The organism is Euzebyales bacterium (assembly GCA_035461305.1).
Classification (GTDB): Bacteria; Actinomycetota; Nitriliruptoria; order Euzebyales; family JAHELV01; genus JAHELV01.
The window spans coordinates 1-10,574 of record DATHVN010000039.1; the positions used below are offsets into that span (position 1 = coordinate 1).

10 protein-coding genes and 1 riboswitch are annotated in these 10,574 nt (G+C 72.0%); of the genes, 3 read left to right on the forward strand and 7 right to left on the reverse strand.

All coding sequences use genetic code 11. The features are described from left to right. Positions 1 to 6: 6 nt before the first annotated feature. The 7 genes from VK923_03630 to galE all read right to left on the reverse strand — a co-directional run bounded on the left by VK923_03630 (position 7) and on the right by galE (position 8,046). Positions 7 to 225: a cold shock domain-containing protein gene (locus VK923_03630; protein HSJ43755.1), complete on the reverse strand. Its 219-nt coding sequence runs from the start codon at positions 223 to 225 to the stop codon at positions 7 to 9. 56 nt (positions 226 to 281) lie between these two features. Continuing rightward, positions 282 to 2,024 (reverse strand): phospho-sugar mutase, encoded by a 1,743-nt coding sequence (locus VK923_03635; GenBank protein ID HSJ43756.1) that lies wholly within the window; start codon positions 2,022 to 2,024, stop codon positions 282 to 284. A gap of 3 nt (positions 2,025 to 2,027) precedes the next feature. After that, positions 2,028 to 2,774 carry a phosphoglyceromutase gene (locus tag VK923_03640; GenBank protein ID HSJ43757.1) on the reverse strand — a complete coding sequence of 249 codons (747 nt, stop codon included), beginning with the start codon at positions 2,772 to 2,774 and terminating at the stop codon, positions 2,028 to 2,030. A 92-nt stretch (positions 2,775 to 2,866) separates the two neighbouring features. Beyond that, positions 2,867 to 4,303 carry a trehalose-6-phosphate synthase gene (locus VK923_03645; GenBank protein ID HSJ43758.1) on the reverse strand — a complete coding sequence of 479 codons (1,437 nt, stop codon included), beginning with the start codon at positions 4,301 to 4,303 and terminating at the stop codon, positions 2,867 to 2,869. Then, entirely contained in the window at positions 4,303 to 5,178 is an 876-nt protein-coding gene (gene otsB, locus VK923_03650) for a trehalose-phosphatase (protein ID HSJ43759.1), read from the reverse strand. Before otsB ends, VK923_03645 begins: the two co-directional genes overlap by 1 nt. Before the next feature lie 16 nt (positions 5,179 to 5,194). Next, positions 5,195 to 7,006, reverse strand: coding sequence for an NAD(+) synthase (gene nadE / locus VK923_03655; protein ID HSJ43760.1), 1,812 nt, complete (start codon positions 7,004 to 7,006; stop codon positions 5,195 to 5,197). Further along, entirely contained in the window at positions 7,003 to 8,046 is a 1,044-nt protein-coding gene (gene galE, locus VK923_03660; protein HSJ43761.1) for a UDP-glucose 4-epimerase GalE, read from the reverse strand. The genes nadE and galE overlap by 4 nt, the downstream gene beginning before the upstream one ends. 70 nt (positions 8,047 to 8,116) lie before the next feature. Then, positions 8,117 to 8,225, forward strand: a riboswitch (TPP riboswitch). Between galE and thiM the strand changes: the two genes are divergently transcribed. The 3 genes from thiM to thiD all read left to right on the forward strand — a co-directional run bounded on the left by thiM (position 8,216) and on the right by thiD (position 10,499). Next, positions 8,216 to 9,052: a hydroxyethylthiazole kinase gene (thiM, locus tag VK923_03665; protein HSJ43762.1), complete on the forward strand. Its 837-nt coding sequence runs from the start codon at positions 8,216 to 8,218 to the stop codon at positions 9,050 to 9,052. It overlaps the preceding riboswitch by 10 nt. 2 nt (positions 9,053 to 9,054) lie before the next feature. Continuing rightward, positions 9,055 to 9,699, forward strand: a complete 645-nt coding sequence (thiE, locus tag VK923_03670; GenBank protein ID HSJ43763.1) for a thiamine phosphate synthase — start codon at positions 9,055 to 9,057, stop codon at positions 9,697 to 9,699. Then, positions 9,696 to 10,499, forward strand: a complete 804-nt coding sequence (thiD, locus tag VK923_03675) for a bifunctional hydroxymethylpyrimidine kinase/phosphomethylpyrimidine kinase (GenBank protein HSJ43764.1) — start codon at positions 9,696 to 9,698, stop codon at positions 10,497 to 10,499. Before thiE ends, thiD begins: the two co-directional genes overlap by 4 nt. The last annotated feature ends 75 nt before the right edge of the window (positions 10,500 to 10,574 follow it).

Consider the following 10,574-nt stretch of genomic DNA (forward strand, 5'->3'; position numbering starts at 1 on the left):
CGCCGACTACGCCGGTGTCACGTTGCTCGCCTGGGGGCCCTTCGGGCCCTCGGTCACCTCGAACTGCACGCGCTGTCCCTCGTCGAGGGACTTGTAGCCGCGCATCTGGATGGCGGAGAAGTGCACGAACAGGTCCGACCCGCCACCCTCGGGGGTGATGAAGCCGTAGCCCTTGTCGGCGTTGAACCACTTGACGGTACCAGCTGGCATGATCTTGCCTATCACACGATGAAGCGGCGCCCCGACCCGTGGGTGGAACACCGCACAGAACCCCATCTACATTAGCGCGCAGTCGTGGTGACCTCCGCAGCCGGCGCGTCGAGGCCCGTCGCGGCGTACAGGCCGGCCACCACCGCCTCGAGGCGTTCGGCTGCGCGTTCGCGCGCGGCGTCGACGGTGTCGCCGACCGACTCGACCACCTCGACGTAGAACTTCAGCTTCGGCTCCGTCCCGCTCGGACGGACCTGCATGCGCGACCCGTCCGCGAGCGTCATCGCGATCATCCCGGTCGGGGGCAGGTCGATCGCCGTGATCGTGCCGTCGCCGGCGCGCTGCTGACCGCGCTCGAAGTCGCTGACGGCGGTGACCTCGGAGCCGGCGAGCACCTCCGGCGGATCCTCGCGCAGGCGCGCGAGCACGCGGCCCGGCACGTCGTCGCCGGGCTCGTAACGCACGTAGGTCTGTGCCTTGGCGTGCAGGCCGTGGCGGCGCGCGAGGTCGTCCAGGCGATCGGTGAGCTGTCGCCCGCGTGCCTTCTCCCGCGCGGCGCAGTCGGCGAGCACCAGTGCGGCGGACATGCCGTCCTTGTCACGCACAGCGTCGCCGATCATGACACCCAGCGCCTCTTCATAGCCGAGCACCAGCGTGCGACCAGCCCGCGCCTCGCGCTCGGCGGCATCGGCTAGCCACTTGAAGCCCGTCAGGGTCTCCACGTAGCCGACGCCGTGGTGGGCGGCGATCCGTGCGAGCAGCTGCGACGACACGACCGTCGTCGCCACGACCCGTTCGTCGCTCCCCGGCCGCTGCTCGAGCAGGTAGTCCGCGAGCAGGCACCCGATCTCGTCGCCGCTCAGCAGGCGCCAGCCGTCGCCGTCGGGCACGGCGGCCCCGACACGGTCACCGTCGGGATCGTTGGCGAGCACGAGGTCTGCGTTGCGCTCGCGCGCGAGCGCGACGCAGACGTCCAGTGCGCCCGGTTCCTCGGGGTTGGGGAACGACACGGTCGGGAAGTCGGGGTCGGGCGTGAACTGGTCGTCGACGACGGCGACGTCGGCGAAGCCCGCGTGTGCCAGCAGCGCTACCGTCGGCGCACCCGCGACGCCGTGCAGCGGCGTGTAGGCGATGGACAGGTCCCGCGCGGACCCGGGTGGGAGCAGCCGCAGCGCTGCGGCGCGGTAGGCGTCGATCAGGTCAGTCGGAAGCGCGTGACCCGCCGGCGCGTCCTCGATGTCGGTCGGCGTCGCCACCTCGTCGATCGCCGCGGCGATGCGGTCGGCCACGTCGGGCGTGATCTGGCCACCGCCGCGCCAGTAGACCTTGTAGCCATTGTCGGCGGCCGGGTTGTGCGATGCCGTCACCTGGATGCCCGCGCCTGCGCCCAGGAGCCGGGCAACGTACGCCAGGTACGGGGTGGGCACCGGGTCGGCCCACCAGCGCACGTCGAAGCCCGCCGCGGCCAGCACCGCGACGGCGTCACGCGCGAACACGTCCGACTTGTGCCGCGCGTCGCGCCCGACGACCACGATCGTGCGCGCAGGGTCGGCGTCCTGCGCGAGGCACGCGGCCACGCCGGCGGTGGCCTGGCGCACGACGACACGGTTCATCCGATTGGGCCCCGCTCCGAGCGCACCACGCAGCCCGGCCGTACCGAACGCCAGCCGGCCGGCGAAGCGCTCCTCGAGCTTCGGACCATCGGCGGCGATGAGCTCTTCGAGCTCGGCCCTCGTCTCCGGGTCGGGGTCGACCTCCAACCACGCGCGCGCCTGCTCGACGGTGGACGCCTCGTGACCGACCGGCGGGGCCACCCCTCAGCCCCGTTGCGCCTGCGCGGCGACGGCCGCCGTGGCCGCAGCGACCTCGGCGGGGTCGCCGAGGTACTCGGCCGACCGCACCGACAGGTCGTCGGCGAGGTCGTAGACCCGCGGGACGCCGGTGGGGATGTTCAGCGCCGGGATGGCGGCGTCCGAGATGTGCTCGAGGTGCTTGACCAGGGCGCGGAGGCTGTTGCCGTGGGCGGCAACGAGCACCGTGTGGCCGGCGCGCATGTCGGGGACCAGCGCGTCGTACCAGTAGGGCATCATGCGCACGACCACGTCGGCGAGGCACTCAGTCGACGGCACGACCTCCGGTGTCAGCCGCGTGTACCGAGGGTCGCCCGACTGGTCGTACTCGGAGCCAGGCTCGATCGGCGGCGGCGGGACGTCATAGCTGCGCCGCCACAGGTGGACCTGCTCGTCCCCGTGCCGCTCAGCCGTCTGCGCCTTGTTGAGGCCCTGGAGCCCGCCGTAGTGCCGCTCGTTGAGCCGCCAGGAGCGGCGCACCGGGATCCACTGCCGTTCGCAGGCGTCCAGCGCGAGCCATGCCGTGCGGATCGCGCGGACCAGCACGGACGTGTGGCACACGGTGGGCAGGAGGCCCGCGTCGGCCAACGCTCGACCACCGCGCGTCGCCTCCTGCATCCCCAGCTCGGTCAGGTCGACGTCAACCCACCCGGTGAACAGGTTCTCTTCGTTCCACGTCGACTGGCCGTGTCGCAGCAGGATCAGGATCCCCATGGCCTCTCGCCTCTCGCGGTCGGTTCACCGGCGCACGATAGCGCAGTCACCCGGTCCGGGGACCGCCTGCGGCGGGACCGCGCGGGATCCGCCTAGCGCCCGTGCACCACTGAGGACAAGCGTGCCCGCTGCGCGGCGAACCAGTCGCGTGGGCTGCCGCGCAACGACGCCTCCCGCAGCGCCGACGCCCGCTTGGCGCGCTCGTCGGCGTCCATGGTCAGGGACCGCTGGAGTGCATCGACCTGGGACTCGACGTCGTAGGGGTTCACCAGCAGCGCATCGTCGCCGAGCGCGTGGGCGGCGCCGGCCGTCCGCGACAGCACGATCGCGCCGTTGGCACGGTTGAGCACGGCACCCTCCTTGGCGACGAGGTTCGTGCCGTCGATCACCGGGTTGGTGAGCATGACGTCGTACCTGCGGAACGCGGCCAGCACCCGTGGGTAGTCGCCGCCCACGGCGAACTCGAGCACGTGGTCGCCGAACCGCTCACGGATGCGGTCCGCGGCCTCCCGGCAGGCCTCGAGGTAGGCCACGTACTCGGGGACGTCCTGTCGCGACGGGTCGAGCAGTGCCAGGTGCCATACGCGGTCGCGATGTTCGGGATGACGCTCGAGCAGCTGCTCGTAGGCCAGCAGCCCGCGCAGGATGTTCTTCGACAGGTCGGTCCGGTCGACCCGCAGCAGCAGCCGCCGGCCGTCGAGCTGCGCCTCGAGGCCCTCAGCGGCCTGCCGGACGTCGTCGGTGTCGGACTGCTCCTCCAGCGCGTCCGCGTCGACACCGAGCACGAAGTCGGCGACCACCGTCTCGTCGTCGCCGAGGGTGACCATGTCGCCGGACACGTCGGCATTGAACAGGTCGATCGCGCAGCGCCGGAACGCCTCGGACCAGAACGGCGACGAGAACGCAACGACGTCGGCAGCGAGCAGACCCTTGAGGATCCCCATCGAGATGCGGTCGGGAAGCATGCGCAGGTACTCCGGGCCGACCCACGGCGTGTGGACGTAGTGCAGCAGCCCCGCCTCGGGCAGCTGGGAACGGATCGTCGCGCCCGCGGTCAGCAGGTGGTAGTCCTGCAGGTGGATCTCGCTCGTCTCGTCCGCGGCGTCGACGACGGCGTTGGCCACCGCCTCGTTGACGGCCGTGTAGCCGTGGTACCACGGGTCGCTCCAGTCGGCGCCGTTCGGCTCGTAGGGCGCGCCCCACAGCTCGTGCAGCGTGAACCACAGCAGTCGGTTCGACACGACGTTGTAGTGCGGGTCGAGCCGGTCGCCGACGTCGAGCAGGCGCAGCCGGTAGGTCCCGCGGTCGGTGTCGACCTGGAACGCCTCGCCGGCGTGCTCGGCGGCGACCTCGCGGTCCGTGTCGTCGAGCGCGAGCGATATCCACGTGTTCTCGCCGCCCGCCATCGCCTCGCCGAGCGCCGACACCAGCCCGCCGGCACCGCGTTCGGCGCGCAGGTCGTCCCCGTCACGTTCCCAGCTGACTGGGCCGCGGTTGCTGGCCACGATCAGCGTCGGTTCGTCACCCATCAGTCGGCCTTCGTCGTGAGCTCAGCCAGGAACCGCAGCAGCTGCTCGGTCTGGCCGGGGTGGTCGAGCCGCACGTGCGCGGCCGTCGGGCGGTCCTCGGCGCCGGCGACCACCACGCCCACGCCATCGTGGGCGATCGCGGCGAACGCGTCCTCGTCGGTCAGGTCGTCGCCGAAGTACACCGGCGGGTGCCGGTCGACGTCGAGGTCGAGGACCTCCGTCAACCGGACGAGCGCGCGGCCTTTGTCCCAGTCGAGGTCCGGACGGAACTCCTTGATCTCCCTGCCACCGGTCACGCGGAGGCGGTCCACGTCAGTGGCCAGGTCGTCGACGACCGCCCCGGCGCGGCGCCGCGTCGCCTCGTCGCGCGCACGGCGGGTGTGCACCGCGATCGCATAGCGCTTGCGCTCGACCGTGACGCCCTCGGCGTCAGCCAGCTCGTCGCGCAGCGCCCGCTCCACCGCGTCGAGGTCGTCGAGGTACTCGTCGCCCTTGCGCTCGCGGCTGCCGTCCGGCAGCAGCATGTCGAAGCCGTGGCTGCCGGCGTAGGCGAGCCCCGGCAGGTCGACCATCGCGCGGACGTCGTCGAGGTCGCGGCCGCTGATCACCGCGACGGTGAGCCGGTCGGCCGCCTGCCGCACAGCCTCCCGCATGTCGTCGCCGAGCGTCGCGGCGGCCGGGTCGTCCACGATCGGCGTGAGCACGCCGTCGTAGTCGAGGAACAACGCAGGCGGACGTGAGCCCAGGCGTTCGCGCCACAGCTCGGCCGAGTCGAGCGCGTGCGGGAGGTCGGAGATGGTCGAGCGGTGCGCTGACATCACAAGCAAGTGCTGCCCGTCCACGCCGACCGCAAACGTGGCCGTGCGCCGGACCATCCGAGCGTCATCGCTGTCACTGTCCCGCAGCTGTCCGCGCGGCGGGTGGCTCCGTGCCGGTCGCCGGCCCCTCCTCGGCCGGCCCGGTCTCGCTGACGACCGCGCCACTCTCCTCGTTGCGGACCGAGAATCGCGGCCGCCAGGCCTGGGCGATCGGCACGCGGCGGTCCTTGCCGAATGCGCGACCGGTGACGCGCACGCCAGTCGGCGCGAGCCGGCGCAGCAGCTCGGAGTCCATCACCTGCCGCGCCACCCACTCGATGTCGTCACGGTCGGCGACGTCGGCGGGGATCTCCTCCAGCGGCTGCATGCGCTCGACGTAGCGCTCGAGCACCTCGTCGATCATCGACCAGTCGTGGACCGGCGAGCTGTCGGCGCGCTCGGCCGTGACGGCCTTGTCGAGGACGTGCCCGGGCACCACGGTCCCCTGCAGGTTGCGATGGGCGGCCACGCGGGCGATGAGGGTCTTGGGACAGTCGGCGAGCGGAGCGAAGTGGCCGACGAGGTCACCGCCCTGCACCGCCGAGCCGACCGACAGCTCGGTCTTGTTGCCGGTCGCCAGCAGCAGGCGATCGCCCTCGTCGGCGACCGCCCACAGCGCCGCGGCCCGGGTGCGCAGGACGAGGCGTTCGTCCGCGCGATCGTCGAGCGTGTCGAGGGTGCGCCCCACGGCCGTCGCGAGCTCGTCGACGACACCAGCCAGGTCGATCTCGATCAGCCGCACCCCCAGCAGCTTGGCCACAATCCGCGCGTCGTGGAGGTCCGACGCCGACGTCCGGCTCGCGGGCGAGACGACGCAGATCACGTTGGCCGCACCGAGCGCGTCGACGGCGACCGCCGCGGTCACCGCCGACTCGGTGCCACCGTTGACCCCCACGACCGCCTCGTCGAAGCCGTTGCGTCGGGCATAGTCGCGGGTACCGACGACGAGCGCCTGCCACACCTGCGCCAGCGGGTCGGCGGGCTCGGCCGGCGTGCGCGCGGCGGGGGTCGCACGATGCGGCAACGGGCGGGTGTGGATCGTCATGGCCGTCGTGGTGGTCCGACGTGCCGCGGGAAGCACCAGGTCGACGACCGCCCGGTCCGCCACGAACTGCGGCGCCCGGTAGCACAGGTCGCCAGTGCCGTCGACGACCAGCGAGCCGCCGTCGAAGACCAGGTCGTCGACGCCGCCGTAGCTGTTGACGTAGACGACGGGCACCCCGTTGCGCCGCGCGACCTGGCGCACGAGCCCCAGGCGGCGCTGGTCCTTGCCACGGTCGAACGGCGAGGCGTTGGGCAGCAGCAGCACCTGCGCGCCCCCCGCCGACTGCGCCTCCGGTGGGCCGTCACCCGACCACGCGTCCTCGCAGACCGCGATGCCCACGATCACGTCACCGAGCCGCCACACGCGGCCCGGGTCGGTGCCAGCGGCAAAGACCCGCTGCTCGTCGAACACGCCGTAGGTCGGCAGCAGGACCTTGTCGTAGTATCCGCGGACCTCACCGTCGTGCAAGACGGCCGCGGTGATCGTGCGGTCGCGTGTCTGCGTGTCGTCGTGGCGCTGCAGCGGAACCCGCCGCACGGTGCTCGTCACCACGGCCGTGCGTCCCGACATCGCAGCGAGATCGGCCAACGCCGCATCCGCGTCCGCCAGGAACCCGGCGTGCGTGACCAGATCGTCGAGCGGATAGCCGGTGAGTGCCAGCTCGGGCAGTACCAGGACGTCGGCACCCTCGTCCTCCGCCCAGTCCATGGCGTCGCCGATGCGTGCGACGTTGGCCGCGAAGTCACCGACGCGGTTCTCGCTCTGGGCGATCGCGACGCGCAGGACGACGTCGGCGCTCATCGGTCCACACCCCAGCGTGTGCGGTGCCAGCGCCAGGCCGACGCCACGATCTCGTGGAGGTCGGCGCGCTGCGGGCGCCAGCCGAGGTCCTCACGCGCCCGCACCGACGACGCCACGAGCGTGGCGGGGTCGCCGGGACGGCGGGGCGCTTCGACCGCGGGGATCGGGTGGCCTGTGACCTCGCGCGCCGTCTCGATGACCTGGCGCACGCTGAAGCCGTCACCGTTGCCCAGGTTGCACACGAGCAGGCCGGGACCACCGGCGCGCTCGACGGCTCGCACGTGCGCGTCGGCCAGGTCGCTGACATGGATGTAGTCGCGGACGCACGTGCCGTCCGGCGTGTCGTAGTCGGTGCCGAAGATCCTGATGTCGTCGCGGCGACCGGCCGCCACCTGCAGGATGAGGGGGATCAGATGCGTCTCGGGGTCGTGGTCCTCGCCGCGGTCCGGGGTCGCCCCCGACGCGTTGAAGTAGCGCAGTGCGGCGCAGCGCATGCCCCGCAGCCGGGCCATCCACGCCAGCGTCCGTTCGATCAGCAGCTTGCTCTCACCGTACGCGTTGGTCGGGTTGGCCGCGTCCTGCTCGTGGATCGGAAGACGCTCGGGATCGCCGTACACCGCAGCGGTCGACGAAAGGACGAACCGTTCCACCCCGGCGTCCTGCAGCGCAGCGAGCAGCCGGAGCGTGCCCGCTGTGTTGTTGGCGAAGAACGCCTCGGGGCGCCGCATCGACTCGCCGGCCTCGATCGACGCAGCGAAGTGCACGCACGCATCGACGCCGTGGAGCACGTCACGGTACCTGTCCGGCTCGGCGACGTCGGCCTTGATCACCGGCACGTCGTCGGGCACCAGGTCCTCGTGCCCGCTGCGCAGGTCGTCGATGATCACGACGTCGTGTCCGTGGTCGCGGAGCTGCACGACGGTCACCGAGCCGATGTAGCCGGCGCCGCCTGTCACGAGCACGCGCACGGACGGTCCCTTTCCGTGGATCACGTTCAGCCGTGGCACCTGGTCGATGCGCACCACTGCAGGTTCTAGCACCTGACGGCACCGTCGGTCACCGTTGCCGCCGCGCCGGCGGCCTCCTAGGCTCGCAGACACGGGGCCGCGTGTGACCCGTCCGGGGAGCTGGTCAGCCAGCTGAGAGGAGGCAACCGATGCCTCGACCCGACGACCTGATCTGGATAATGCCAGCGTAGGGAGCGCACACATGTCAGATCTGTCCGCACCGGTGACCGCCGACGGCGTCTGGGAGGACGTCGCCGCCATTCGCGACCGTGGCCCGCTGGTGCACAACATCACCAACTACGTGGTCATGAACAGCACCGCCAACGCGCTGCTCGCGATTGGCGCGTCGCCGGTCATGGCCCACGCGGTCGACGAGGTCGCCGACATGGTGGCGCTCGCCGGCGCGCTCGTGGTCAACATCGGCACGCTCAGCCCGGCGTGGGTCGAGGCCATGCACATCGCGATGCGCGGGGCACAGCAGCACGACATACCGATCGTGCTCGACCCCGTGGGCGCTGGCGCCACCGCGTACCGCACGTCGACGGCCGACGCCCTGATCGAGGACGTCGCGCCGACGATCATCCGCGGCAACGCGTCGGAGATCATGGCGGTCGCCGCCGCCGGCGCGACCACGAAGGGCGTCGACAGCAGTGAGTCCTCCGAGTCCGCGGTCGGCGCCGCGGCGGATCTGGCCGACCGCACCGGCGCGGTCGTCGTGGTCACGGGCGCCACCGACCTGGTGATCTCAGCGCGGGGCACCCTCGCGCTCGACAACGGGCATCCGCTGATGGCACGGGTCACCGGGCTCGGATGCACGGCCTCGGCCCTGTGCGGTGCCTTCGCCGCCGTCCAACCCGACCCGGTCCACGCCGCCGCCCACGCCACCGCCGTCACCGGCATCGTCGGGGAGTTGGCCGCCGAGCACGCGGAGGGCCCGGGCGGCCTGCAAGTACATCTGCTCGATCATCTACACACGCTGACAGCCGGGCAGATCGCCGACCGCCTGCGCGTGCGTGACGCGGTGGGGACCGACGCGTAGCCGTGCACGGGCTGTACCTGGTCACCGACCGGGAACTGATCGGCGACAGGGACTTCGACGCCGTTGTGCTGGCAGCGGTGGACGGCGGCGCGTCATACGTGCAACTGCGCGAGAAGGATGCAACAACCCGTGACTTCGTGCAGGCGGCCCGCCGACTCCGCCCGCCCCTGAAGGCACGCGGCGTCCCGTTGATCATCAACGACCGGGTCGACGTCGCGCTGGCCATCGACGCCGACGGCGTCCACCTGGGCCAGCACGACCTCGACCCCGTGACCGCCCGCAGGCTCCTGGGGCCGGACGCGGTCCTCGGGCTGTCGGTCGAGTCGATGGACGACGTCGTCGAGGCCGAGGACGCCGACGTCGACTACCTGGGCGTCAGCCCGATCTTCGAGACACCCACCAAGCGCGACACGCTGGGGGCCTGGGGGCTGGACGGGCTGGCTCGGGTGCGCCGGCGGTCGCGGCATCCACTGGTCGCCATCGGCGGACTCGACGCCGGTAATGCCGCGGCCGCCATCGCCGCGGGCGCCGACGCGATCGCTGTCGTGTCAGCCGTGTGTGCGGCCCCCGACCCCCGTCGTGCGGCGGCGGACCTGGTCGCCCAGATCAGGACCGGTGAGACAAGCACCACAGGGAGCGACCAGTGAGCTCGTACCATCGCGCGCTGACCATCGCCGGATCCGACAGCGGCGGCGGCGCGGGCGTCCAGGCCGACCTCAAGACGTTCTCGGCGCTCGGCTGCTACGGCACGTCGGTGATCACCGCGCTGACCGCGCAGAACACCGTCGCCGTCACTGCGATCGAGCCCGTCCGTCCGGCATTCGTCGCCGCGCAGATCGACGCGGTGCTCGGCGACATCGGCACCGACGCCACGAAGATCGGCATGCTGCACTCCGCGGCGGTGATTGACACGGTCGCCGAGCGCCTGGCCCATCACGACCCCGGACCGATCGTGCTCGACCCGGTGATGGTGGCCAAGAGCGGCGACCGCCTGCTCGATGCCGATGCGGTGGACGCCCTGAGCCGTCGCCTGCTGCCGATCGCGCTCGTGATCACGCCGAACGCCCCCGAAGCCGAAGCGCTGACCGGCCAACCCGTCCGCACCGAAGTCGATGCGCTGGACGCCGCGCGACGTCTGGCCGCGCTGGGCCCGCGCTACGTGGTGATCAAGGGCGGGCACCTGCACACCGAGGACGTGGCGGACCTGCTGCTGGTGGACGACACACCGGTCGTAGTGCGCGGACCGCGACACCCCGGGCGGCACACGCATGGCACCGGCTGCACGTTCGCGTCAGCCATGGCGGCAGGGCTGGCGCTCGGCCACGACGTCGAGGCCGCTTTCCGCGACGCCAGGGCGTACGTGGATGGAGCCATCCGCCACGCACCGGCGATCGGCCAGGGCGAAGGCCCGCTCGGGCACTTCTGGCGGGAGGGCCGCCGGAGGTGACGGTGTGTCGTCTGCAGGGAGTGGACAGGACCAGCGGCAAGGGCCGGACAAGTCGGGCCCTGCGACCACGGTGGG

What these genes read in the sequence shown, in the direction of transcription:
- VK923_03640 (HSJ43757.1), bottom strand. Translation starts at nt 2,774, where the DNA reads ATGGGGATCCTGATCCTGCTGCGACACGGCCAGTCGACGTGGAACGAA.
- VK923_03645 (HSJ43758.1), bottom strand. Translation starts at nt 4,303, where the DNA reads ATGGGTGACGAACCGACGCTGATCGTGGCCAGCAACCGCGGCCCAGTC.
- otsB (HSJ43759.1), bottom strand. Translation starts at nt 5,178, where the DNA reads ATGGTCCGGCGCACGGCCACGTTTGCGGTCGGCGTGGACGGGCAGCAC.
- nadE (HSJ43760.1), bottom strand. Translation starts at nt 7,006, where the DNA reads ATGAGCGCCGACGTCGTCCTGCGCGTCGCGATCGCCCAGAGCGAGAAC.
- thiM (HSJ43762.1), top strand. Translation starts at nt 8,216, where the DNA reads ATGTCAGATCTGTCCGCACCGGTGACCGCCGACGGCGTCTGGGAGGAC.